The sequence below is a fragment of the Achromobacter pestifer genome (assembly GCF_902859625.1).
GTDB classification, from domain to species: Bacteria; Pseudomonadota; Gammaproteobacteria; order Burkholderiales; family Burkholderiaceae_B; genus Achromobacter; species Achromobacter pestifer.
In genome coordinates, this window is sequence record NZ_CADIJX010000014.1 from 80,835 (window position 1) to 105,967 (window position 25,133).

Annotated in this window: 23 protein-coding genes; 11 read left to right on the forward strand and 12 right to left on the reverse strand. The window is 63.6% G+C overall.

Annotation, left to right across the window (positions count from 1 at the left end; genetic code table 11):
• Positions 1-117 precede the first annotated feature (117 nt).
• The 3 genes from HV753_RS29345 to HV753_RS29355 all read left to right on the forward strand — a co-directional run bounded on the left by HV753_RS29345 (position 118) and on the right by HV753_RS29355 (position 4,331).
• Positions 118-1,800: a thiamine pyrophosphate-binding protein gene (locus HV753_RS29345; protein ID WP_175178084.1), complete on the forward strand. Its 1,683-nt coding sequence runs from the start codon at positions 118-120 to the stop codon at positions 1,798-1,800.
• 131 nt (positions 1,801-1,931) lie between these two features.
• Positions 1,932-3,125: an acyl-CoA dehydrogenase gene (locus HV753_RS29350; RefSeq protein WP_175178085.1), complete on the forward strand. Its 1,194-nt coding sequence runs from the start codon at positions 1,932-1,934 to the stop codon at positions 3,123-3,125.
• Positions 3,126-3,344: 219 nt separating this feature from the next.
• On the forward strand, positions 3,345-4,331 hold the full coding sequence (locus HV753_RS29355; RefSeq protein ID WP_175178086.1) for a TRAP transporter substrate-binding protein: 987 nt from the start codon (positions 3,345-3,347) through the stop codon (positions 4,329-4,331).
• Between the two features lie 30 nt (positions 4,332-4,361).
• Here the strand turns inward: HV753_RS29355 and HV753_RS29360 are convergent, their stop codons facing one another.
• From HV753_RS29360 to HV753_RS29380, 5 genes are all read right to left on the reverse strand, one after another.
• Complete coding sequence (locus tag HV753_RS29360) at positions 4,362-4,805, reverse strand: MaoC family dehydratase (protein WP_175178087.1); 444 nt, start codon at positions 4,803-4,805, stop codon at positions 4,362-4,364.
• Between the two features lie 83 nt (positions 4,806-4,888).
• On the reverse strand, positions 4,889-6,124 hold the full coding sequence (gene boxA / locus HV753_RS29365) for a benzoyl-CoA 2,3-epoxidase subunit BoxA (RefSeq protein ID WP_175178088.1): 1,236 nt from the start codon (positions 6,122-6,124) through the stop codon (positions 4,889-4,891).
• A 53-nt stretch (positions 6,125-6,177) separates the two neighbouring features.
• Positions 6,178-7,605, reverse strand: a complete 1,428-nt coding sequence (gene boxB / locus HV753_RS29370) for a benzoyl-CoA 2,3-epoxidase subunit BoxB (RefSeq protein WP_175178089.1) — start codon at positions 7,603-7,605, stop codon at positions 6,178-6,180.
• Positions 7,606-7,625: 20 nt separating this feature from the next.
• On the reverse strand, positions 7,626-9,284 hold the full coding sequence (gene boxC / locus HV753_RS29375) for a 2,3-epoxybenzoyl-CoA dihydrolase (protein ID WP_175178090.1): 1,659 nt from the start codon (positions 9,282-9,284) through the stop codon (positions 7,626-7,628).
• A gap of 227 nt (positions 9,285-9,511) precedes the next feature.
• Positions 9,512-10,420 carry a helix-turn-helix transcriptional regulator gene (locus HV753_RS29380; protein ID WP_006221123.1) on the reverse strand — a complete coding sequence of 303 codons (909 nt, stop codon included), beginning with the start codon at positions 10,418-10,420 and terminating at the stop codon, positions 9,512-9,514.
• Positions 10,421-10,600: 180 nt separating this feature from the next.
• On the opposite strand from HV753_RS29380, the gene HV753_RS29385 reads away from it, so the two are divergent.
• From HV753_RS29385 to HV753_RS29420, 8 genes are all read left to right on the forward strand, one after another.
• The gene (locus HV753_RS29385) at positions 10,601-11,074 is read left to right on the forward strand and encodes a DUF4863 family protein (RefSeq protein WP_175178091.1); all 474 of its coding nucleotides are present in this window, start codon (positions 10,601-10,603) and stop codon (positions 11,072-11,074) included.
• 93 nt (positions 11,075-11,167) lie between these two features.
• The gene (locus HV753_RS29390) at positions 11,168-12,727 is read left to right on the forward strand and encodes a benzoate-CoA ligase family protein (protein ID WP_175178092.1); all 1,560 of its coding nucleotides are present in this window, start codon (positions 11,168-11,170) and stop codon (positions 12,725-12,727) included.
• Positions 12,724-13,563 (forward strand): alpha/beta fold hydrolase, encoded by an 840-nt coding sequence (locus HV753_RS29395; protein ID WP_175178093.1) that lies wholly within the window; start codon positions 12,724-12,726, stop codon positions 13,561-13,563. Before HV753_RS29390 ends, HV753_RS29395 begins: the two co-directional genes overlap by 4 nt.
• Before the next feature lie 36 nt (positions 13,564-13,599).
• Positions 13,600-14,760, forward strand: a complete 1,161-nt coding sequence (locus HV753_RS29400) for an ABC transporter substrate-binding protein (protein ID WP_175178094.1) — start codon at positions 13,600-13,602, stop codon at positions 14,758-14,760.
• Positions 14,761-14,785: 25 nt separating this feature from the next.
• Positions 14,786-15,667, forward strand: a complete 882-nt coding sequence (locus tag HV753_RS29405) for a branched-chain amino acid ABC transporter permease (RefSeq protein WP_175178095.1) — start codon at positions 14,786-14,788, stop codon at positions 15,665-15,667.
• A 2-nt stretch (positions 15,668-15,669) separates the two neighbouring features.
• Positions 15,670-16,716 carry a branched-chain amino acid ABC transporter permease gene (locus HV753_RS29410; RefSeq protein WP_175178096.1) on the forward strand — a complete coding sequence of 349 codons (1,047 nt, stop codon included), beginning with the start codon at positions 15,670-15,672 and terminating at the stop codon, positions 16,714-16,716.
• Positions 16,709-17,485, forward strand: coding sequence for an ABC transporter ATP-binding protein (locus HV753_RS29415; RefSeq protein ID WP_175178097.1), 777 nt, complete (start codon positions 16,709-16,711; stop codon positions 17,483-17,485). Before HV753_RS29410 ends, HV753_RS29415 begins: the two co-directional genes overlap by 8 nt.
• Positions 17,482-18,192 (forward strand): ABC transporter ATP-binding protein, encoded by a 711-nt coding sequence (locus tag HV753_RS29420; RefSeq protein WP_175178098.1) that lies wholly within the window; start codon positions 17,482-17,484, stop codon positions 18,190-18,192. The genes HV753_RS29415 and HV753_RS29420 overlap by 4 nt, the downstream gene beginning before the upstream one ends.
• Here HV753_RS29420 and HV753_RS29425 read toward each other — a convergent pair.
• The 7 genes from HV753_RS29425 to HV753_RS29455 all read right to left on the reverse strand — a co-directional run bounded on the left by HV753_RS29425 (position 18,189) and on the right by HV753_RS29455 (position 25,014).
• On the reverse strand, positions 18,189-19,748 hold the full coding sequence (locus tag HV753_RS29425; protein ID WP_175178099.1) for an acetolactate synthase large subunit: 1,560 nt from the start codon (positions 19,746-19,748) through the stop codon (positions 18,189-18,191). The two genes, HV753_RS29420 and HV753_RS29425, sit on opposite strands and share 4 nt — an antisense overlap.
• 176 nt (positions 19,749-19,924) lie before the next feature.
• A complete protein-coding gene (locus tag HV753_RS29430) occupies positions 19,925-20,677 on the reverse strand; it encodes an amino acid ABC transporter ATP-binding protein (RefSeq protein WP_175178100.1) in 753 nt (250 codons plus the stop codon).
• Positions 20,678-20,681: 4 nt separating this feature from the next.
• The gene (locus HV753_RS29435) at positions 20,682-21,374 is read right to left on the reverse strand and encodes an amino acid ABC transporter permease (RefSeq protein ID WP_175178101.1); all 693 of its coding nucleotides are present in this window, start codon (positions 21,372-21,374) and stop codon (positions 20,682-20,684) included.
• Positions 21,375-21,406: 32 nt separating this feature from the next.
• Positions 21,407-22,195, reverse strand: coding sequence for an ABC transporter substrate-binding protein (locus tag HV753_RS29440; RefSeq protein ID WP_175178102.1), 789 nt, complete (start codon positions 22,193-22,195; stop codon positions 21,407-21,409).
• A 41-nt stretch (positions 22,196-22,236) separates the two neighbouring features.
• Complete coding sequence (locus HV753_RS29445; protein ID WP_175178116.1) at positions 22,237-23,145, reverse strand: arginase family protein; 909 nt, start codon at positions 23,143-23,145, stop codon at positions 22,237-22,239.
• A gap of 290 nt (positions 23,146-23,435) precedes the next feature.
• Positions 23,436-24,302 carry an IclR family transcriptional regulator gene (locus tag HV753_RS29450; protein WP_175178103.1) on the reverse strand — a complete coding sequence of 289 codons (867 nt, stop codon included), beginning with the start codon at positions 24,300-24,302 and terminating at the stop codon, positions 23,436-23,438.
• A 94-nt stretch (positions 24,303-24,396) separates the two neighbouring features.
• Complete coding sequence (locus HV753_RS29455) at positions 24,397-25,014, reverse strand: TetR/AcrR family transcriptional regulator (RefSeq protein WP_175178104.1); 618 nt, start codon at positions 25,012-25,014, stop codon at positions 24,397-24,399.
• Positions 25,015-25,133: the final 119 nt, after the last annotated feature.

Genomic DNA, 25,133 nt, shown 5'->3' on the forward strand with positions numbered 1-25,133 from the left:
GCAACAGGGCACTACGTGCCGGAGGATCAATAGATTGTGCAATTTTATCAATTGCGTTGTGCGATCAAGGAACATATGCTCGGGAGTCTTATCCTCGGCTCACCACGACATCCCATCATGCCCCAGCAAGATTCCCGCCTTGGCGGTCACATTCTGGTCGACCAGTTGGTCGCCCAGGGCGTCAAACATGTTTTCTGCGTTCCCGGCGAGAGCTACCTGGCGGTGCTGGATGGCCTGCACGATGTCGATATCAAGGTCACGGTCTGCCGTCAGGAAGGCGGCGCGGCCATGATGGCCGACGCCCACGGCAAGCTGACCGGCGAACCCGGCATCTGCATGGTGACGCGCGGCCCGGGTGCGTCCAACGCGCTGGCCGGCGTGCACATCGCCAAGCAGGACTCCACGCCCCTGATCCTGTTCGTGGGCCAGATCGAGCGCGGCATGCGCGAACGTGAAGCCTTCCAGGAAATGGACTACCGCGCCGTGTTCGGCACCCAGGCCAAGTGGGTCACCGAGATCGACCAGGTAGAGCGCATTCCCGAACTGATCTCGCGTGCCTTCCATATCGCCACGTCGGGCCGCCCCGGCCCCGTCGTGATCGCATTGCCTGAAGACATGCTGGTGGAGGCCGCCAAGGTCGCCGACGCCCCGCGCTACGAATTGATCGAATCCGCTCCCACCGCCGGCCAATTGGCCGATCTGGAAAAGCTGCTGGCGGATGCCAAGAATCCGGTCGCCATTCTGGGCGGCACGCGCTGGGACGCCCGCGCCGTGCAGCAATTCGCTGACTTCGCGCAGAGCCATGCGCTGCCCACGGCGGTCTCGTTCCGCCGCCAGATGCTGTTCCCCGCGGATCACCCTTGCTTCATCGGCGACGTGGGCCTGGGCATCAACCCGGCGCTGCTCAAGCGCGTGGCCGACGCCGACCTGATCCTGCTGATTGGCGGCCGCATGTCGGAAAACCCCAGCCAGGCCTACACGCTGCTGGATATTCCGGTGCCCAAGCAAAAACTGGTGCACGTGCATCCCGACACCGCCGAACTGGGTCGCGTGTACCGCGCCAACCTGGCCATCAATACCTCGCCCTCCGCTTTCGTGGCCGCGCTTGCCGGCCTGAAGGCCCCCGCCAAGCCGGCATGGGCCGAAGGCACCCAGGCCATGCGCGAGTCCTACCTGAAGTGGAGCAACCCGGACGCCATCACGACCCCGGGCGCGCTGCAAATGGGCCAGGTCATGGCTTATCTGGAAAAGACGCTGCCCGCCGACGCCATCATGACCAACGGCGCGGGCAACTACGCCACCTGGCTGCACCGTTTCCACCGTTTCACCCGTTTTGGCACGCAACTGGCCCCCACCTCGGGGTCGATGGGCTACGGCCTGCCGGCGGCCGTCGGCGCCAAGCGCGTCTGGCCGGACAAGACCGTCGTCTGCTTCGCGGGCGACGGCTGCTTCCTGATGCACGGCCAGGAATTCGCCACGGCCGTCCAGTACGACTTGCCCATCATCGTGGTGCTGGTCGACAACGGCATGTATGGCACGATCCGCATGCACCAGGAAAAGCATTACCCCGGCCGCGTTTCCGCGACCGAACTCAAGAACCCGGACTTCGCCGACTATGCGCGCGCCTTTGGCGGCCATGGCGAGCGGGTCGAGACCACGGATCAATTCGGCCCGGCCTTTGAACGGGCCTTGGCCAGCGGCAAACCGGCGATCCTGCATTGCTTCATCGATCCGGAAACCATCACCCCGTCGACGACCCTGGAAAAGATTCGCGACGCGGCCCTGAAGGCGCAGCACTGATACCAGACCGGGCGGCGCATCCGGCGGCAGGCCTCGGCATGCTGCCGTGCAAACCCCAACTTGCCGCCCGAATTATTTTAGGTTTAAACTTTCTAGATTCCGAATACGGAAATCCATAGCGGAGACCCTGCATGTCCTCGAATCCTTCTTTCCAATGGCAAGACCCCCTGTTGCTGGACCAGCAACTGACCGAAGAAGAACGCATGGTGCGCGATGCCGCCTATGCCTATTCGCAGGACAAGCTTGCCCCCCGCGTGTTGAACGCCTTCCGCAACGAGAAGACCGATCCGGAAATCTTCTCTGAAATGGGCGAACTCGGCCTGTTGGGCGCCACCATCCCCGAAGCCTACGGCGGCGCTGGCATGAACTACGTCAGCTATGGCCTGATCGCCCGCGAAGTCGAACGCATCGACTCCGGCTACCGCTCGATGATGAGCGTGCAGTCGTCGCTGGTCATGGTGCCGATCAACGAATTCGGCAGCGAAGCCCAAAAGCAGAAGTATCTGCCCAAGCTGGCCCGCGGCGAATGGATCGGCTGCTTCGGCCTGACCGAACCCAACCACGGCTCCGACCCCGGCGGCATGGAAACCCGCGCCGTCAAGACGTCTGACGGCTACAAGGTTTCCGGCAACAAGATGTGGATCACCAACTCCCCCATCGCCGATGTGTTCGTGGTGTGGGCCAAGTGCGTCGGCGGCGAGTTCGACGGCAAGATCCGCGGCTTCATCCTGGACAAGGGCATGAAGGGCCTGTCGGCCCCGGCCATCCACGGCAAGGTCGGCCTGCGCGCGTCGATCACCGGCGAAATCGTCATGGACGAAGTGGAAATCTCCGAAGACCAGATGATGCCTGGCGTGTCCGGCCTGAAGGGTCCGTTCACCTGCCTGAACTCCGCCCGTTACGGCATCGCCTGGGGCGCCATCGGCGCCGCGGAAGCGTGCTGGCACACCGCCCGCCAGTACACCCTGGACCGCAAGCAGTTTGGCCGCCCGTTGGCCGCCAACCAGCTGATCCAGAAGAAGCTGGCCGACATGCAGACCGAAATCACGCTGGCCCTGCAAGGCTGCCTGCGCTTGGGCCGCATGAAGGACGAAGGCACCGCCGCCGTCGAAATCACGTCGATCATGAAGCGCAACTCGTGCGGCAAGGCGCTGGACATTGCACGCCTGGCCCGCGACATGCTGGGCGGCAACGGCATCTCCGACGAGTTCGGCGTGGCCCGCCACCTGGTGAACCTGGAAGTGGTCAACACCTACGAAGGCACCCATGACGTGCACGCCCTGATCCTGGGTCGCGCGCAAACGGGCATCCAGGCTTTCTATTGATCGCTTGATTGGCCCTGCCACTGAAAACCGCCCCTCGGGGCGGTTTTTTCGCTTCTGGACGTTTCGCTTCTGGACGCCATGGCCATATACGCGATGCCCGCCCGGCACGCATTGTCGTTGGCCCGTCTTGTCGTTGGTTCGCATTGCCGTTAGCCCGTATTGGCGGCAGCTTGTACACGCCGTACGCTTTGTGGCACTTGTCCCGACCAGGAGCCGCCCATGCACGTCAGCCCTTCCCTCCGCCTGATGGCGGGTATCGCCATGGCCTTCATCGGCCATGGCGCCTACGCCGTCACCACCCTGACCATGACCACCGAGTACCCGGCGACGTCCATGCCCGGGCAAGGCGTCTCCACCTTCGCGGATCTGGTGCGGGCGAAGACGGCAGGCACGGTGGTGATTGACGCCACCTACGACGCCGCCAAGGGCATCAAATCGGGCGACATGATTGACGCGGTGGAAACCCGGAAGGTGGATGCCGGCGATGCGTTCGCTGGCGCGCTGGCCACGAAATATCCGCTGTTCGGCGTGTCGTCGCTGCCATTTCTGGCCGACTCGCTGTCCAAGGCGCGCAACCTGAACAAGGCCGCACGGCCCGCGTACGAAAAGTTGTTGGCGGCCCACGGACAGAAGCTGCTCTACACCACGCCATGGCCCGCCTCGGGCATCTGGTCAAAGCAGAAGATCGACAGTGTGGCGGCGCTAAAGGCCTTGAACATCCGCACCTATGACGCTACGTCCCAGGACGTGATGCAAAAGGCCGGGGCGCGCGCGCAGAACATTTCATTCGCCGATGCCATGCCGCGCATCGCGGCTGGCGACGTGAATGCGGTGCTGTCGTCAGGCGACGGCGGCGCGGGGCGAAAGCTGTGGGAGCACCTGCCGAATTTCTCCGAAATCAACTATGCCATGCCGATTTCGATTGCGACGATGAACCTACAGGCGTATCAAGCACTGGATGCCCGCACCCGACGAGCCATCGACCAGGCGGCGGCGCAGACAGAGACCGAGCAATGGAAACGCATTGACGGCCGCTTGCAGCAGAACTACGCAAACATGCGCAAGAACGGCGTGGCGATCAATACCGCCGTGCCACCCGCAGTGCGCAAGGCACTGCGGGATGCGGCGGCGGATTCCGTGCAGGCCTGGAAAACAGCAGTTGGCCCCGATGCGGCAAATATCCTGAAACAGGGTTCCAAACGCTAGCCGCACATCAAGGGGCTGGGCCGCATCGCCCTAATCTTCGCCCGACAGATCAAACAGGCTGGTCGCATCCAGTTCCAGCACGCCTTCGTCGTGCTGGTTGATCACCGTCCATGACCACGTGATGATGCCCAGGTCGGGGCGCGACGACGAAGTTCGCGCGCCCTGTACCCGCGCTTCCAGGCGCAAGGTGTCACCGGGGCGCACCGGCGTGCGCCAGCGCACTTCGCCCAGCCCCGGTGAACCGAAGGATTCGGAATCATGCAGCGCGGCGTCCACGGCCATGCGCATGGCCAGCGCGCAGGTGTGCCAGCCACTGGCGATCAGTCCGCCCCAGCGCCCTTCCGCGGCCCGTTGCGGGTCGGTATGGAACCATTGCGGATCAAACTTGCGTGCAAACTCCAGGATCTCGGCCTCGGTGATGGTGACCGGACCCGCCTTGATCATCATGCCGTCTTTGAATTCGGCGAACTTCATCTTTGGTTTTCCCCCCAACTAACGCAAACGGCGCACCCATGGCGCGCCGCTTTTCACGTGTGTCACGCTTAAGGTCTCAGGACTCAGTACGTCTCGAAATGCAGGCGCCCTTCGCGGCGCAGCACATCATGCAGGATAGACCAATCCTGCCCCGATTGCATCGTCACGTCGCGCAAAGCGTCCAACACACCGACTTCCATGCCCTTCAGTCCGCACACGTAGATGCAGGTATTGCGATCGGACAGCAGATCCAGCACCGGAGCCGCGCGTTCCCGGATCAGATCCTGCACGTAGCGCTTGGGCTGCCCGGCCTCGCGCGAGAGCGCAAGGTTGATATCGATGAAATCGCGGGGCAGCTTCATCAGCGGGCCGAAGTACGGCAGTTCGCGTTCGGTGCGGGCGCCGAAGAACAGCATCAGGCGGCCGTTTTCACCGGTATCGATACGGCGGCGATAGCGCTCGGTCATGGCGCGCATCGGCGCGGAACCGGTGCCGGTACAGATCATGATGAGATTGGCGCGCGGATGGTTCGGCATCAGGAAGGTATGGCCGAACGGGCCAATCACTTGCACGGTGTCGTTCTTGGCCAGGTCGCACAGGTAGTTCGAGCACACGCCGTGCGCGGCGACGCCGCCATGGTCTTCGGTCACGCGCTTCACGGTCAGCGACAAGTTGTTATAGCCGGCGCGCTCGCCATCACGCGGGCTGGCCAGCGAATACTGTCGCGCATGGTGCGGCCGGCCCTGGGCGTCGGTGCCCGGCGGCAGGATGCCGATGGACTGCCCTTCCAACACGGGAAAAGGCAGTTCGCCGAAGTCCAGCACGATGTGGTGGATATCGCTTTCCGTGTCGACACCCGTCACGCGGTAGTTGCCCACCACCGTGGCCGTCATCGGCGTCTTGTGCGTGTACAGATTGACATAGGGGTGCGCTGCCGACCACGGCGGTATGGACGCCCCCGGCACGGCAAACGACGCGGACACGGCGGCCGCGGCAATGTCGGGCGCGTCCAGGGCGACGCCTGCATCGGCGGCTTGCGGCAACGATTTTTCCTGCGGCAGTTCCTCCCAACCGAGCTGGTCCTGCACCGAATAGGCCTCGCTGCGCAGCACCATTCGCCAGTTGTCGATCGACCCCGTGGGGCATGGCGGCACGCACGCCATGCAGCCATTGCAGATGTCGGGATTCACGACGTAGTTGTTCGAGTCGTGCGTGATCGCGTCGACCGGACAGGTTTCTTCGCAGGTGTTGCAGCGAATGCAGATCTCGGGATCGATCAGATGCTGCTTCAGCATTTGTACGGGTAATGGGGCGTTCATCGCGGTCTTCCCAATGCGCTGGCGGACGGCGCCGTTGCGCCGCCCTTTCCGCCTTAGTTGAAACGGACGTAGTCGAAATTCACTGGCTGGCGATTGATGCCCATGACGGGCGGCGCGATCCAGTTGGCGAACTTGCCCGGTTCCGTGACGCGCCCCATCAGCGATGCGACAAACGCCCGGTCCTCCGGGGAAGGCAGCCACTTGTGGCTGTTGGCCTTCCATTGGGATTCGGACAGGATCTCGCCTTCGGGCGACATGCGAATACCGGCCAGCGTGCCGATCTGGCGGTTGAACGCCTTGTGCGGCACTTGCAGGCGAAACGGAATGCCGCTTTTTTCAATGACCTTGTTCCAGCGCCCGATGCCGGCCACCGAATCGCGAATGAAGTCATCACGCAGCACCTCGTTCAAGGCGTTCAGCATGGGCACTTCGATCTCGTTCAATTTGCCGTTGTTCACGGTCAGTACGCGATAGGTGTCATTCTTCAACTGATGGTCGTCGGTGCGCTTGGATTCTTCATAGCGGCCCTTCAAACCGGAACCGTAGAAGATCGCGGCGTTGGAGGATTGGTCCGCGCCGAACAGGTCGATGGTGACGCTGTAGTGGAAGTTCAGGTAGCGCTGGATGGTCGGCAGATCGATCACGCCGGCGGCGCGCACGCTTTCCGGATCATCGGTCTTGAGCTGGTTCATCACTTCGCAGGTGCGCTGGATCACCCGGGAAATTCCGGATTCGCCCACGAACATGTGGTGCGCCTCTTCCGTCAGCATGAACTTGGTGGTGCGGGCCAGCGGGTCGAAGCTGGACTCGGCCAATGCGCACAACTGGAATTTGCCGTCGCGGTCGGTGAAGTACGTGAACATGTAGAAGGCCAGCCAGTCCGGCGTCTTCTCGTTGAACGCGCCCAGGATGCGCGGATTGTCGGAGTCTCCTGAACTGCGCTGGAGCAGCGCATCGGCCTCTTCGCGGCCATCGCGGCCGAAGTAGCGATGCAGCAGATAGACCATCGCCCACAAGTGGCGGCCTTCTTCCACGTTGATCTGGAACAGGTTGCGCAAGTCGTACTGCGACGGTGCGGTCAGGCCCAGATGGCGCTGCTGCTCGATCGAAGCCGGTTCCGTGTCGCCCTGCGTGACGATGATGCGGCGCAGGTTGGCGCGGTGTTCGCCCGGCACGTCCTGCCAGACGTCGCGCCCCATGTTTTCGCCGAAATGGATCTTGCGCTGCCCGTCCTGCGGCGCCAGGAAGATCCCCCAGCGGTAGTCAGGCATGCGGACGTGGCTGAAATTGGCCCAACCGTCGGGCTCCACGCTGACCGCGGTACGCAGGTAGACGTCAAAACCGTGCGAGCCGTCCGGCCCCATGTCCTGCCACCATTGCAGGTAGTTTGGCTGCCAGTGCTCCAGCGCGCGTTGCAAGGTGCGGTCGCCGGACAGGTTGACGTTATTGGGGATCTTATCGGTGTAATTGATTCCAGACATTGTCTCGCTCCTTTTCTCTTTCAGACCCGGTTCCAGTCGAATGCCGCCTGTTCGCCCTTGCCGTAGAGCTTCAGCGCGCCCTTGTCCCCGGCCGCATTGGGGCGGTTGAAGATCCAGTTCTGCCAGGCGGTCAGGCGCCCGAAAATGCGGGTCTCCATCGTTTCCGTGCCGCCGAAGCGCAGGTTTGCCTCCAGCCCGGTCAAGGCGTCGGGCGACAGCGCGCGGCGTTCTTCCAGCATCATGCGCACCTCGTCATCCCAATCAATGCTGTCGGGCGCGAAGGTGACCAGGCCCAGTTCCAGCGCATCGGCGGCGGACAGCGGTTGCCCGGCCCGCGCGCGCACGGCTTCCAGCGGCGCGGTCTCTTCGTAAAAGCGGCGCTGCAAGCGGCTTTGGCCATTCACCAGCGGATACGCGCCGAAGTTGCGTTCGCCCACCACGATCTGCGCTGGCGCGGATGCATCTTCGTTGTCCAGCATGTAGGTGCGGTCGGCGGCCAGCGCCAGTTCCAGCAAGGTGCCCACAAAGCAGGAGCCCGGTTCGATCAGGGCAAAGAGGCTGCGCGAGGTCACGTCGAAACGCGCCAAGGTGCGGCGCAACATGCCGGCGGTCTCACGCACGAACCAGTGGTCGGCGTGACGCTGCAACGCGGCGTCGGCGGCCAGCACGGCTTCGGCATCGCCTTCCGTCTTCAAGATCCAGGTGCCGATATCCAGTTCGTTGGTGCGCATGGACAGGATGGCGTCATCCAGTTCGCGCGCCATCTGCAAGGGCCACCACGCGGCCCCCGCGGCCATGATCTCTGCAAGTTCCACTTCCACCGGGCCTTGCGGCGCGCGCACGGTCCAGGTGGCCTGGCGCTTTTCGCGGTCCAGCTGGATATCCACATACCGGTACGACAGGCTGTCCGCGCTTTCGGTGCGCTGCACCGGCGTCAGTGCGACGCCCTGCCCGTCCGTTTGGCGATTGCTGTCTTTGGCCAGTTCCAGGGCGCGTTCTCGCACGGCGGCCTCGAAGCGCGCGGGCTTGACCACATCGTCCACCAGCCGCCAGTCCTTGGCCCGCTGGCCACGCACGCCTTCAACCAGCGTGCAGAAGATGTCGGCATGGTCGTGGCGCACGCGGCGCTTGTCGGTCACGCGGGTCAGGCCACCAGTGCCGGGCAGCACGCCCAGCAGCGGCACTTCCGGTAGCGCCACGGCAGACGAGCGGTCATCGATCAGCAGGATTTGGTCGCAGGCCAGGGCCAGTTCGTAGCCCCCGCCAGCACATGCGCCGTTCAGCGCCGCGATGAACTTCAGGCCACTGTGGCGGCTGGAGTCTTCGATGCCGTTGCGGGTTTCATTGGTGAACTTGCAGAAGTTGACCTTCCAGGCGTGCGACGACAGACCCAGCATGAAGATATTGGCGCCGGAACAGAAGATCCGGTCCTTCATGCTGGTCACGACCACGCTGCGCACTTCCGGGTGTTCAAAGCGAATGCGCTGCAAGGCGTCATGCAATTCAATGTCCACGCCCAGGTCGTAGGAATTCAACTTGAGCTTGTAGCCGGGACGCAGCCCCCCGTCTTCGGCGACGTCCATGGCCAGCGTGGCGACCGGGCCATCGAACGTCAGGCGCCAATGGCGGTAATGCTCGGGTTGTGTCCGAAAATCGACCCGGTTGATGGTGCTGCTCATAGTGTGTCTCCTCGTACGCCCTGCCCTGGACAGGAAAAATACTGCATCACATGAATTATTGTGCAGATTAGTGCAGGAAAAATGAGACGTCAAGCAAGACATGCACAAAAGTGCAGATTGGTGCTTCAGCAGCCCCCGTGAGCCGCCAGATGCAAAAAAGGCCGCCTGGGGAGACAGGCGGCCTTTCCGGGGGGGAAGCGCAGAAGATCTGCGCGGCATTGAGTTGCCTATAGCGGCAGGCCGCAGGCTTTGCGCACCTGCGTGCGCAAGCCGGCAAAGCTCTCTTGCACTTCCAGGTTGCTCGTGACCCAGGTCAGGTCGGCTTTGGCATAGAACGCTTCGCGCCCGGCCAGGATGCGCTTCAGATCGGCCATGGCTTCGTTATTGCCCGACATGGGACGGAAATCGCCTTGAGCCATCACCCGGCCCATGTGCTCTTCGGGGGTGGCGCGCAGCCAGACCGTGTAGCAATGCGCCAGCAGCAAATTCAGCGTGGCGGGCTCCGACACCAGCCCGCCCGGCGTGGCCAGCACCATTTCCGGATAGATCTGCACGGCCTCTTCCAGCGCGCGGCGCTCATAGCGGCGATAGGCGTTGGGACCATACAGATTATGGATTTCCAGGATGCTGCATCCGGCGACGCGCTCGATCTCGCGGTTCAGTTCGACAAAGGGGTAACCCAGATCGTCGGCCAGCATCTGGCCCAGCGTGGACTTGCCCGCGCCCCGCAGCCCGATCAGCGCCACGCGCTGCGTGCGGTTGGGACGTTGTGCACCCGCACCGACCCCGAACAGTTGCGTCAAGGCCTCGCGGGCGCGTTGCAGGTCGGATTCCGTGCGGCCGCTGAGCAATTCGCGGATCAGCAGCCAATCAGGCGATTCGGTGGTGACGTCACCGACCAACTCGGCCAGTGCGCAATTGAAGGCGCGGGCGATCTGCAACAGCACCAGGATCGAGGCATTGCCCACCCCGTGCTCAAGATTGGCAAGATGCCGCTCGGACACACCCGTCACTTGCGACAGGCTCTTGCGCGTCATGCCGCGTATGGCCCGCAAGCGGCGCACCCGCTCGCCCAATGCCACCAGGAAAGCTTCCCGCCTGGGTTCGGATGGCGCCGCGTCTAGCGCTTGATTCATGTTTTGGCTGACTCCGCAAATACCCTGATAAGCCTCGTTTTCTGCACTATAGTGCTTGACCCAATCCATTGGAAGCACTATTTTTCCTCAAAGCAGTTCCTAGCCGCCAGGGTGTGCAAAAAAGCAGCACTTGATTTCATGCCGCATCTTAGGCGCCGACAGTGTAAAGGAGGAGTCCCGGTGAGCACGCCAGATCAATTCCATGCCCTGATGCGCGAGGCCACGCGCCTGGTGTCCGGCCAGCAGTTGGACGACGGGCTGCAAGCGCGGCTGAACCGCGAGGCCGGCCCGCAAAGCGCGCTGTACCAGAACATCTTCGCCGCCTGTAAGCAGGGCGTGGCCGACGGTTGGATGTGCAACCGGGAAGGCGGCGGCATCCGCTATGGCCGCGTCATCAAACCCGCGGACGACCTGGCCGGCTGTTCCGTGGATGTCGTCGACATGGACGATCTGGCCGGCCCGCACCATGCGCATCCGAATGGCGAGATCGACCTGATCATGCCGCTGACCGACGACGCCCGCTTCGACGGGCATGGCGCAGGATGGCTGGTCTACGGTCCTGGCAGCGCGCACTGCCCCACCGTCACGCAAGGCCGCGCCCTGGTGTTGTACCTGCTGCCCGGCGGCGCCATCGAATTCACACGGCCCGGCTGACTAGCCGGACGCCGCACTCACGTCGCGCGCTCGCAACCGGGCAATAAAAAAAACAGCCCTCGCCGACCCGAATCAGGACATCAGGAGACAACCGTGAACACCTGCCCCGCCGAACTCAACTACGCCAGTTACCTGGCCGCGTTGAACGCGCCCCGCGCCGCCAAACCGGCCTACATCGACGACACGCGCCAACTGACCTATGGCGAACTGGCCGAGCGGGTGGCCCGCATGGCGGGCGCCTTGCGCCAATTGGGACTGCGCCGCGAAGAACGCATCCTGCTGCTGATGCAGGACACGGCCGACTGGCCCGTGGTGTTTCTGGGTGCGCTGCATGCCGGCGTGGTGCCCGTGGCCGTGAACACCCTGCTGACCGCGGATGACTACGCCTACATCCTGACGCATAGCCGTGTGCGTGCCGTGTTCGCCTCTGGCGCCTTGCTGCCCGTCGTGCAAGCCGCGCTGGCCCAGGCGCCGACCGATGTCGAACACCTGGTGGTGTCCCAGCCCACGTCTGCCTTGCCCGCCCATGGCCATGAGCTTGAAGCCCTGCTGGCTGCGGCGCCCCTCGCGCCCGCTGTCCGCACCCTGTCCGACGAGATCGCCTTCTGGCTGTATTCATCCGGGTCCACCGGCAAGCCCAAGGGCGTGGTCCACACCCACGGCAACCTGTGGCACACGGCCGAACTCTATGCCAAGCCGGTGTTGGGCATCCGTGAGGACGATGTGGTGTTCTCGGCGGCAAAGCTGTTCTTTGCCTACGGCTTGGGCAACGGCCTGACCTTCCCGCTGTCGGTCGGCGCGACTGTCGTGCTGATGGGTGAGCGCCCCACGCCGCAAGCCGTGTTCCAGCGCCTGACCCAGCATCGCCCCACGGTGTTCTACGGCGTGCCCACGCTCTACGCCAGCATGCTGGCGTCGCCCGACCTGCCACCGCGCGCCCAGGTGGCGATGCGCGTCTGCACGTCGGCCGGCGAAGCGTTGCCGCGCGACATCGGCGAACGCTTCACGCGGCATTTCGGCTGTGAGATCCTGGACGGCATCGGTTCCACCGAAATGCTGCACATCTTCATTTCAAACCAGAGCGGGCAATTGCGTTACGGCACCACCGGCAAGCCCGTGCCCGGCTACGAAGTGCAGCTGCGCGATGAGAACGGCGCCCCCGTCGAACCCGGCACCATCGGCGACCTCTACATCAAAGGCCCCAGCGCCGCGCTGATGTATTGGAACAACCGCGACAAGACGCGCCAGTGCTTCCTGGGCGACTGGTTGAAAAGCGGCGACAAGTACACCTGCGACCCGGACGGGTACTACACCTACGCAGGCCGCAGCGACGACATGATCAAGGTCAGCGGCCAGTATGTATCGCCGGTGGAGGTCGAGAACATCCTGGTGCAGCACGAGGCCGTGCTGGAAGCGGCGGTGATCGGCGTGCCCGACCATGACGGGCTGGTCAAGACCAAGGCTTATGTCGTGCTGCGCCCCGGTTTCGAGCCCGACGCCACTACCGGCGCCGCCTTGCAACACTACGTGAAGCAGCACCTGGCGCCCTTCAAGTATCCGCGGCAGATCAATTTCACCGAAGAATTGCCCAAGACCGCCACCGGAAAAATCCAGCGCTTCCGCCTGCGCCAGTTGGAAGAGTCGACGCTATGAATCCGCTCGCGGCATCGGCCGCGATAACCACCCGCACTGGTTTCGCCGACGTCACGGCTGCGGGCCGCGCCTTGCGCTTGGAGTGCCTGTGGATCGCTCCTGAGCGCGCCGCCGCGCCATTGCTGGTGTTCCTGCACGAAGGCCTGGGGTCGGTCGCCATGTGGAAGGATTGGCCGCGCCAGGTCTGCCAGGCCGCCGGCTGTCGCGGGTTGGTCGTATCGCGCTATGGCTACGGGCAATCCACGCCCCGCCCCGCGCAGGAAAAATGGCCTGTGGACTTCATGCACCACGAAGCCCGCGACGTGCTGCCCGCCTTGTTCACCGCGTTGGGCGTGGACACGCAGCGGGACAAGCCGGTGCTGTTCGGCCACAGCGACGGCGGATCGATCGCGCTGCTGTATGCCGCGATGCACCCGGATGCCGTCGCCGGCATCGCAGTGGCCGCGCCGCACACCTTCGTCGAAGACGTGACGGTGAAGAATATCGCGCTGGCGCGCAAGGCCTACCAGGACACGGACTTGCGAGACCGCCTGGCTCGCTATCACGCAGACGTGGATTCGGCGTTCTGGGGATGGAATGACATCTGGCTCCAACCCGAATTTCGCGATTGGAATATCGAAGACTATCTGCCCCGCATCACCTGCCCCGTGCTGGCGATCCAGGGCGTGGACGATGAGTACGGCTCGTTGGCGCAAATTCGCAGCATCCGTCGCCATGCGCCGCAAACCGTATTGCTGGAAATTCCTGGCTGTCGCCATTCGCCGCACAAGGACCAGCCCGACATTGTTATCCAGGCCGTCGCCGATTTTGTCGGCGCGTTGGACAAACCCGGCTGAGCTAGCGCCAGCCCATGATAAGCACGGAGACAAACCATGAACCACGCCCTGACCCGGACTGCGATCGCCGCGGCCCTGATGTTCGCCGCCAGCGGCGCGCAAGCCGCCGACAAGATCAAAGTCGGCTTCATGCTGCCCTATAGCGGCACCTTCGCCGCGCTTGGCAATGCCATCGAGAACGGCTTCAAGCTGTATGTCGCGGAGCAAGGCGGCAAGCTGGGCGGGCGCGAGATCGAGTATTTCAAGGTGGACGACGAATCCAATCCCGCCAAGGCAGCCGAAAACGCCAACCGCCTGATCAAGCGCGACCAGGTAGACGTGCTGATCGGCACGGTGCATTCGGGCGTGGCGATGGCGTTGGCCAAGTCCGCCAAAGACAGCGACACCACGCTGATCGTGACCAACGCGGGCGCCAATGCCATCACCGGCCCGCTCTGCGGGCCCGGCATCTTCCGCACGTCCTTCACCAACTGGCAACCCGCCTACGCCATGGGCCCGGTCGCCTACGCCAAGGGGCACAAGACGGCCGTCACCATCACCTGGAAGTACGCCGCGGGCGATGAGGCGATTGGCGGCTTCAAGGAAGGCTTCGAGAAAGCCGGCGGCAAGGTCGTCAAGGAACTGAGCCTGCCGTTTCCCAATGTGGAATTCCAATCGCTGCTGACCGAGATCGCCGCAGCCAAGCCCGACATGGTGTTCACATTCTTTGCCGGTGGCGGCGCGGTGAAATTCGTGCAGGACTATCACGCTGCGGGCCTGGACAAGACGATCCCGCTGTATGGATCCGGCTTCCTCACGGACGGCACCTTGCAAGCACAAGGCGCATCGGCGCAAGGCCTGTTGACCACGCTGCATTACGCCGACGGCCTGAACACGCCGCGCGACAACGCATTCCGCGCCGACTACGCCAAGCATTACAACGCGCAGCCGGATGTGTATGCCGTGCAGGGTTATGACGCAGCGCAGCTGATGCAGTCCGGCCTGTCCGCCGTCAAGGGCGACTTCACCAAGAAGGAAGACTTCCGCCGCGCCATGCGCGGCGCCACGGTGGACAGCCCGCGCGGCCCCTTCACCTTGTCGGCCGCGGGCAACCCGGTGCAGGACATCTATCTGCGCCGCGTGGACGGGCTTGAGAACAAGGTCGTGGAAGTCGCCGTGCAGAAGCTGGCCGATCCGGCCCGCGGCTGCAAGCTCTGACGCCACGTCCGCCACGGGAGGCCCCATGGACATCAGCATCCTGCTCATTCAAAGCCTGAACGCATTCCAGTACGGCTTGCTGCTGTTCCTGGTGGCCAGCGGACTCACGCTGATCTTCGGCATCATGGGCATCATCAATCTTGCCCACGGCAGTTTCTACATGATCGGCGCCTACATGGCGTTTGCGTTGGGACCGGTGGTCGACCGCTGGATTGGCGGCGGCTTCATCACGACCCTGATCGTCTGCGTGGCGCTGGCCGCGGTGCTGGGCTATTTCCTGGAAGCCGCGTTCTTCAGCTACCTGTACCACCGCAACCACTTGCAGCAAGTGCTGATGACCTACGGCCTGATCCTGGTCTTCGAGGAACTGCGCAGCATCCTGGTCGGCAATGACGTGCATGGCGTGCCCCTGCCCGCGTGGTTGCAGGGCAGCATCTCGTTGGGCGGGGTGATGACGTATCCGGTCTACCGGCTATTCATATCGGCGGTGGGCATCGCCGTCGCGCTGCTGTTGTATTGGGTCATCTCGCGCACGCGGCTGGGCATGATGCTGCGCGCGGGCGCCAGCAACCGCGAAATGACGGGATCACTGGGTATCGACGTCAACAAGCTGTACCGGCTGGTATTCGCGGCGGGCGTTGCGCTGGCCGCGCTGGCCGGCACCATTGCCGCGCCGGTGTCGTCCGTGTATCCCGGCATGGGCAACGGCGTGCTGATCATCTGCTTCGTGGTCGTGGTGATTGGCGGCATCGGGTCGATCCGCGGCGCCTTTCTGGCCGCGATGCTGGTGGGGTTCGTCGAGACCTTCGGGCAAGTCCTATTCCCTTCCGCGGCGGGCGTGCTCGTTTACCTGCTGATGGCCTTCATTCTTCTTTGCAAGCCCGAAGGGCTGTTCAAACAGGGCTAGCCATGACGAAACTTCTACCCGTCGCGACGCTGCTGGCGCTGGCCGCGTTTGCCTGGAGCGGCAGCGACTACTACACCGGCCTGGCGATCAAGATCATGATCTACGCCATCTTCGCGCTTAGCCTGCAACTGCTGGTGGGCGGCGCGGGGCTGGTCAGCCTGGGGCATGCCGCGTTCTTCGGCATTGGCGCCTATGCGGCGGCGTTGCTGTCGCCCGAATCAGGAGCCGCCAGCCTGTGGTGGTTGCTGCCCGTGGCCCTGCTGGCAGCCGCCGTCTATGCCGCCGTGACCGGCGCTCTGGCGCTGCGCACGCGCGGCGTCTACTTCATCATGGTCACGCTGGCATTTTCCCAGATGGCCTATTACGTATTCCACGACACCAAGCTGGGCGGTGGCAGCGACGGCATCTACCTGTATTTCAGGCCGGAGTTGTCGGTGGCCGGCTGGATGCCGTTCGACCTGGGCAACGCCACGACCTTCTACTACTTCGTGCTGATCTGCCTGGCGGGCGCATGGGGCTTCCTGGCCTTGCTGCGTCGTTCGCCCTTCGGCGCGGCGTTGGCCGGCATACGCATCAATGAACAGCGCATGCGCGCGGCAGGCTATTCGACCTATCCGTACAAGCTGACGGCCTATGTCGTAGGGGCCACGCTGGCCAGCCTGGCGGGCTTCTTGTTCGCCCTGAAAGACGGTTTCGTCACGCCTGAATTGTTGGCCTGGGAGCAATCCGGGCTGGTGCTGCTGATGGTGATCCTGGGCGGCATGGCCAGCCTGGGCGGCGCGGTGCTGGGCACGGTGACATTGGTGCTGATGCAGGAACTGTTCCAGTCGCAAGCCCTGTTTGGCGACTATGCCCGCCATTGGCACCTGCCCCTGGGGATCGCCATCATCGTGCTGGTGGCGCTGCTGCCCAACGGACTGGCCGGACTGCCCGCGCAATGGCGCCAGCGCCGCGAGGCGCGGGCAGCCAGCCAGCGGGCGGCTACGCCCGCCCCCAGCCCCACCCGCAATGCGGCCCGCCTGCCCATCCAAGGGGAACCTCATGCCTGACCTTTTGCTTGCCGCCACCGCCGTCACGCGCCGCTTCGGCGGGTTGACCGCCGTCAATGGCGTATCCCTGGGCCTGGCACGCGGCCAGGTTCATGCCGTCATCGGTACCAACGGCGCGGGCAAATCCACACTGATCAACATCCTGTCGGGGGAACTGGCGCCCAGCAGCGGCAACGTCATGCTGGGCGGACGTGACATCACCGCGTGGCGGCAACCGGAACGGGCGCGCGCCGGCCTGGGACGCAGCTATCAGCGGTCAACGCTGTTTCCTGAACTCAGCGTGTTTGAAAATTGCCGGCTGGCCGCGCAGGCGGGCCGCCAGCGTTTCTGGCACTGGTGGCGTTCGGCCTCGGACTGCCGGCATAGCGCCGACCGCGCGCATCACGCGCTGGAACGCACCGGTTTGACGGATGACGCCACACGGGCCGCCGGCCTGCTGCCGCATGGCCGCAAGCGCCAGCTTGAAATCGCCATGTGCCTGGCGGGCGACCCGCAGGTGCTGCTGTTGGACGAACCGCTGGCCGGCATGGGGCCCGAGGAAACCGACCGCATCCTGGACCTGCTTCAAACGCTGAAGGCCGGCCACGCCATCCTGCTGGTCGAGCATGACATGGACGCCGTGTTCCGCATCGCAGAGACCATCACCGTGATGGTCAACGGAACCGCCATCGCCAGTGGCACCCCGGCCGAGATTCGCGCCAATGCGCAAGTGCGCACGGCGTATCTGGGCGAGGACATGCAAGACACCCCGAAGGGAGCCACGCCATGAACGCGCTGATCGAGGCCGGCGGCCTGCACGTGTACTACGGCGCCAGCCATGTGCTGCGCGGCGTGGATGTGCGGATCGCCCCCGGTGAATCCGTCGGGCTGGTGGGCCGCAACGGCATGGGCAAGACCACGCTGATCCGTAGCCTGATGGGACAGGTGAAAAGCGCGCAAGGCCAGGTGCGTATCAGTGGCCGCGACTGTACTCACGCGCAACCGCATGCCATCGCCCGGCTTGGGCTCGCCTACGTGCCAGAAGGACGCGGCATCTTCCCCAATCTGAATGTGCGTGAGAACCTGCTGGTGGCGGCGCGTCCTGGCGTGCGCGGCGGACAGGACTGGACGTATGCGCGGGTGCTGGACACGTTCCCACGGCTGCGGGAACGGCTGGGACATGGCGGCCAGCAACTATCGGGAGGCGAGCAGCAGATGCTGGCCATTGGCCGCGCGCTGATGACCAACCCCGACCTGCTGATCCTGGATGAAGCCACTGAAGGGCTGGCCCCGCTGATCGTGGCGGAGATCTGGAAGATCATCCGCCAGATCCGCGCCACGGGCATGTCCACCTTGATCGTGGACCGCAATTACCGCGCCGTGCTGGAACACACCGACCGCTGCCTGGTGATGGAAAAAGGCCTGATCGTGCACGACAGCGACAGCGCGTCGCTGGCCCGGCAACCGGAACAGCTGACGCGCTATCTGGGCGTTTAGATGAGGGCTTCGATCAGGAACGGGCCACGGCGCTTCAGGCCGTCGGCCAGCGCCCGGGCAAAGCCTTCGACCGTATCCACGCTGACCGCCTCCACGCCCATGCCGCGGGCCAGGTGCGTCCAGTCCAGATAGGGTTCTTCCAGATCCAGCATGCGGCGCGCATTGCGGCCGGGTTCCTTCACACCCACGTTCTTCATTTCGCCATGCAAGGTGGCGTAGGAACGGTTGGCCAGAATGACCGTCAGGCAATCCAGGTTCTCGCGTGCTTGCGTCCACAGCGCCTGCAAGGTGTACATGCCGCTGCCGTCCGCCTGCAAGGTGATCACCTTGCGATCCGGGCAAGCGACTGCCGCGCCGGTTGCCAGCGGCAAGCCGATGCCGATGGCCCCTCCGGTCAGCATCAGCCAGTCATGCGGCGCACTGCTGGCGCTGTAGATCGGGAACTCGCGGCCTTGCGTGATGGATTCGTCGCACACGATGGCCTGTTCGGGCAAGGTGTGGGCAATCAGGATGTTCACGGCGGCGCCGGTCAGCTTGCCCGACTTCGGCACTTCGTAGCTGGCAGCGGGCGTGGCCAGGCGCGGCGCATCCGCAGCAATACCCAGTTCATCCGCCAGCCATTCCAATGCCTGCGCCAGATCCTGTTCGGCAGTTGCCAGCACGACCTGATTGCAGTCCGGCGGCGCCAGCAGGCTGGGTTTGCCTGGATACGCGAAAAAGCCCACCGGCGCCTTGGCGCCGGCCAGCACCAGGTGCTTCACGTCTTTCAGCTTGGCCACGGCCAGATCGATCGGATACGGCAGGCGGTCGACCGGCGTGCGCGAACCGCCACGCTCGATGCGGCGGTTGGAGGTTTCGGACATCAGGCGCACGCCCGTGGCGCGCGCAATGCGTCCGGCAGCATTCAACGCGCGCTCACGCAGCGCCGCGCCGCCCAGCATCAGCACTGCGACTTCTCCAGAGCGGATCGCCGCAGCGGCAGCGCGCACGGCGTCTGCCGAGGTACTGGCCAGCGCGGCATCCTTGACCTGCACGGGCGCCGGCGCGTTGTCGGGCAAGTCCGTCCACGCGGTATCGGCGGGCAGGATCAAGGTGGCGATATTGCCCGGCGCGCGGCGTGCCACGGCGATCGCTTCAGCGGCATCCCCGGACACCTCGGCAGCGGTCATCGTGCGCTTGACCCAGTGCGACATCGGACGTGCCACGCCTTCGACGTCACTGGTCAGTGGCGCGTCATACTGCACGTGATAGGTGGCGTGGTCGCCCACGATGTTGACCATGGGCGTGCGCGCGCGCTTGGCGTTGTGCAGGTTGGCCAGGCCATTGCCCAGGCCCGGCCCCAGATGCAGCAGCGTGGCGGCAGGCTTGTCGGCCATGCGCGCGTAACCGTCGGCCGCGCCCGTCACCACGCCTTCAAACAGGCCCAGGACGCAACGCATCTTGGGCTTGCGATCCAATGCGGCGACAAAGTGCATTTCTGATGTGCCGGGGTTGGCAAAGCAAACGTCCACATCATTGGCAAGCAAGGTATCGCAAAGACTGTCAGCGCCGTTCATCGTGTTTCCCTGGTCATTGTCATTGGCAGTGCGGGCGCGCAAGCGCCCCTGTGACTGGCATGATAGGTAGGGTAGCGCAAACGCGATAGAGCCATTTCAGTCTGTGGAGATGGAACCATTCCCGATCCGTCCGCTACGTTCCGCCAGCCGGAATTAGCATAACCGCCGTTGGGGGATCAACCCAATATCTGGCCCAGGAACGCCTGCGCACGCTCTGAGCGAGGAGCCCCAAAGAAATTCTCGGGCGTGTCGGCTTCCACGATGGTCCCCTGGTCCATGAAAACAACCCGGTCGCCGACTTCTCGCGCAAAGCCCATTTCGTGCGTGACGCAGACCATGGTCATGCCGTCCTTGGCCAGCGCGACCATGGTGTCCAGCACTTCCTTGACCATCTCGGGGTCCAGGGCGGAGGTCGGTTCGTCGAACAGCATGATCTTGGGCTGCATGCACAGGGCGCGCGCAATGGCCACGCGCTGCTTCTGGCCACCCGAGAGCTGGCCGGGATACTTGTCCGCGTGCTGCGGAATCCTGACCCGCTCCAGATAGTTCATGGCGCACGCCCGGGCTTCGTGCGCCGGCACGCCCTTGACCAGCAGGGGCGCCAGCGTGCAGTTCTCAAGCACGGTCAGGTGCGGAAACAGGTTGAAGTGCTGAAACACCATGCCGACTTCCGCGCGGATGCGCTCGATGTTCTTCACGTCTTCGTTGAGTTCAATGCCGTCGACCACGATACGGCCTTTCTGATGTTCTTCCAGCCGGTTCAGCAAGCGGATCGTGGTGGACTTGCCCGAGCCGGATGGACCGCAGAGGATCAGCTTCTCTCCTGGGGACACCTCAAGCGCCAGGTCATCCAGCACTTGAAATTCGCCATACCACTTGCTGACACCTTCCATGGTGATGATCGGGGCCGAAGCATTCTGTGCATTCATGATGTCAGGCCTTGGAAATATCGTGGTTTTCGCCCGCACCGCTCCAGTAGCCCGGCACGGTCAGGCGCTTTTCGGAACGCCGGAACAAGTAGGACAGCACGCTGCACATGGCGAAGTAGATGACGCCCACCATCGTGTAGACCGTCAACGCCTGGAATGTCGCGCCTGCCAGCATCTCGCCCGCCCGCATCAGTTCGTACACGCTGATGACGGCAACCAGCGACGTTTCCTTGATCAGCACCAGCGCATAGTTTCCCAACGCCGGGAATACCGTGCGCAGCGCCTGCGGCAATACGATGCGGCGTAGCCGCTGCACCTTGCGCAGGCCCAGCGCGCGGGCGGCCTCGTACTGCCCGCTATCGACCGACTGGATGCCGCTTCTGAACAATTCGGCCAGGTAGGCGCCGAAGTTCAGGGTCAGGCCCAGCACGCCCGCGACAAAGCCGTTGATCACGACGCCCATCTCGGGCAAGCCGTAGTAGATGTAGAACAATTGCAGCAGCAGCGGCGTGCCCCGTATCACTTCGATGTAGAAGCGCGCGCCACGGCTCAACAGCCGCGAGGGCGACAAGCGGCACAAGCAGACGACCAGGCCCAGCGCCACCGCCAGAAAGGCCGAACAGAAAAACAGCGCCAGAGTCCAGACCGTGCCCTCGGCCAAAGGGGTCAGGTACATGCGCAGCGTAGCGAGATCCAAGTCGTGCTCCTTATCCGTGCCGGTTGCGGCCCTTACTTGCTCATCAAGTCAGACACGCCCCATTTCTTGCCGATGGCGGCCATCTCTCCGTTCTGCTTCATCTCGGCCAAGGCGCCATTGACTGCGTCCAGCAGCGCGGCGTTGCCTTTCTGCACGGCCATCCCGACCTGCCACTTGCGCTGCGGCTGGTAGCCGGTATCGAGCTTCACGCCCGGGATGTTCTTCGTCTGGATCTGATAGATGATGCTGGGAGGATCCACGATGCCCAGGTCGATGCGGCCGGCACGCACATCCGCCAGCAAGGTGGAATAGTCCTGGTAGGTCGTGACCTTGGTGCCCGGCATGTCCTTGATCATGTTGAACTGGACCGAATCCACCAGCACGCCCACCCGTTGCCCCTGCATGTCTTCAAACTTGGTGTACTTCTTGGCGGCCTTGTCGCTGACGACGATGCCCTCGCCCCATTCGTAGACAGGCGCCGAAAAGTCGATGGCCTTTGCCCGCTCTTCGGTGATGAACAGCGGCGCGGACATGACATCCGCGCGCCCGGAAGTCAGCGTGGGAATCAGGCCCGAAAACGGGACGTCGGACAGCTTGTCCGAAACCTTCAGGTGCTTGGCCACGCCTGCGGCCACGTCCACCATGATGCCTTCCAGCTGATTGGATTTTGGATTCTTGAACCCGTGCGGTGGCGCGGATGCCGTCGTGACCACGGCCAGGTTCTTTTCAGCACGCACTTCGTCCAGCGTGCGCGCCTGCGCACCTGATTGGACCAACAGGCTGGCAGCGGCCATGCCCAGCAGGATGGATTTGAGTGTCATCGTTTTCCCCTTGAATGAATGAATACCCCGGGCGCTGCGGCTCAAGCCGGACGGCCTTGCGGGTACTGCTGCACAGCTACCGCCGCCAACGCGCAGAATTCCTGCATCACGGTGGCGGCCAGGAAGGCGGTGGCCCCCTGGACGTCTTGCGGCGGCGACACGGTATTGACGTCAAACGCCACGAAGTTCAGGCCGGCAAGCTGGCGCAACAGCGCCAGCCCCTCCTTGGCCGTCAGTCCCCCCCACTCCGGCGTGCAGACGCCCGGCGCGCAAGAGGGATCAAAGATGTCCATGTCAAAGCACAGATAGACGGGACGTTGGCCAATGCGCTGCTTGATGTCGGCCAGCGTGGCCTTCTGGTCCTGATCAAAATCGTCGTAGGGCACGATCGTGTAGCCAACCTCGCGCCCGAATTCCAGCACCCCCGGCATGAAGGAGCTTCCCCGGGTGCCCACGTGAAAACTGGAAGCCACGTCCAGCAGTCCTTCTTCGGCGGCGCGGGTGAAGGTCGTGGCGGTGTTGTAGCCGGGGATGGGATAGGTATCCGTATGCGAATCGAAGTGCAGCACGACGAAATCCGGATGGCGACGCGCCACCGCGCGCAATTGCGGCAGGGTCACGGCACCATCGCCTCCCATCGAAATCGGGATGGCGCCAGCGTCCAGGATGGCGCCGATACCCGCTTCGATCAGCGGATAGGACGCATCCGGATCACCAGGATGGCAGGCGACATTGCCCACATCGATGGCACGCAGAAATTCCGGCGGATTGTCGATCCCGTTGCGGCGGAAGATATCCACGGGGCGCAACAGCCTGGATTGCTCCCGGATCGCGTCCGGCCCCTGACGCGAGCCCACACGGAACGGGTGCGTGCCGCAATCGAACGGGATGCCGACCACGCAAGCGCGCGCCTTGCCCGCCCCCGCATCGCGAGCCGACGGCAGGCCCATGAACCCGGCAACGGGGTTGAAACTGACTTCAGATGTCTGCGGCACTGCGCGGCTCCTGGGGGCTGGGAATCCCGACCACGCCTAGCGATCGGAACTTCTATTTAGATTCAATCAAATCGCTAGACGATACGATCGTGTCATAAATAGATTAGCAAGCAAAAACCCAGGCGGCCAATTAGGGAGTTCCCCCTAGAGGCGACAAAAATAGTTGAGTGTTTTAGTTTGGAATAAGCGCGCACGCGCCCCGCACTGGTGCAAACCTGGCACCGGAATGCGGCATCGCGCAGGGGTCAGGCGTCGTCGTCGGAGGACGGCATCATGCCGCGCAGCGCGCCCCCGGGCGGTTCCATCTCGTAGAAGGGATGGGAACGGCCCAGCGTGCGTGATGCACTGATGGCGTGCGCGGTTTCCACCACTTGCGGGCCGAAGACGGCTTGCGCCTGTTCAAATGACCAGCGGCTGGAAGGCACGGACACGTTCACGGCCCCCAAAGGGGTGCCGCCCGCATCCAACACGGCCGCGCTGACCGTGATGTCGCCAGGGTAGAACTCGCCATTCGAGCGCGCATAGCCGTGGCGCCGCGCGAAATCCAGCTCGGCCAGCAAGGCATCCAGGGACGTGATCGAGTTTGGCGTATGCGGCTTGCGGTCGCAGCGCTCCAACAGGCTTCGCGCCACCTCTGGATTCAACTTGGCCAACACCGCGCGGCCCGCGGCCGTGCAATACAGGGGCAAGCGCATGCCCACGGGCATGTTGACGAACATTTCCTTGTGGGTGGCAAAACGCGCCACGTAGACCATGTCCAGGCCATCCGGCTCAGCCAGGCTGCATGTCTCTTGGCTGTTGCGATTCAAGGTGTGCAGGAAGGGGTTGCCGCCCAGCACCAGCGGACTGGTCTGCACATAGTTCATGCCCAGTTCCAGCGACCAAGGCGCCAGCGAGAACTTCTTGCTGGCCGGGTCCTTGCGCAGGTAGCCAAGCGTCCACAACGTATGCGTGAAACGCTGGACGGCGCTTTTGCTCAACCCTGTGACCTCGGCAAGTTCCGGCAGCGTCATGGCGGGTTGCCCTTGCCTGAACGCCCGCAATACCGAAACGCCGCGCGCCAACGCCGCGACGAACAACGGGGAATCTTCGGGATTTCGAGTCAGGGTCATGGCACGGGGCGTGCAGTGGCAAAGCGCATAGCGTACCGCATATCGGTTCGCTTATATCGCAGGGCGATGCCTGGAAGATTCTGCCAACGCTACGTCAGCGCTGCTGCCCGGCCCCTGCCTCATCGCCATCGGAAGCCTCGCCCCCGTGCGGCTTGACGAGCAAGCCATTAAGCACGATTTCATAAAACTCGGTGAAGGCGGCGCCGATCGACAGGCCGGTTTCCTCCAGAAATCGCTGGTTCCTCAAGCGATGGGCGGCCCCCAGAATCGCTTCCGAGACGAGTCGCGGGTTGTGCGGCACCAGCAACCCTTGGCGCACGCCGTCGTCGATCATGGCTTCCAGGCCGCGCACACGCGCCAGTTGATACTCGTCGAAAACCGCACGGCCACTTTCGGTTGCGTCCAGATCCGTCAACGCTGCCTTGCTCAAGCCCGATGCATTCAACGTCGCGCGCAGGTACATCGCAATCGCCTTGGCACCGTTGGATTCGCTGCGCGCTGCCACAAAACCCTTTTCCAAATTTGCAGTCAGCACCTGCCGGCAAACGTTGACGAAGAGTTCTTCCTTGGTGTCCGCGATTTCATAAATGCGCCGGCGCGAGCATTGCAGACGTTGCGCGATGTCGGCGATTGTCAGCGAAGACACGCCCTCAACGATCAACAACGCGGTCAATTCTTTGATGAAGACTTCATCGGTACGTCGCTTCGCCATGTATCGCCGCATGCCTCTGGAATGGAAAAACCGGGGGGTATCGAAGACGGGAATTCTACGACGCCTAGGTAAAACACCTAGGCATGAAAAGCGCCTTTTCGGTACCAATAATATTGACA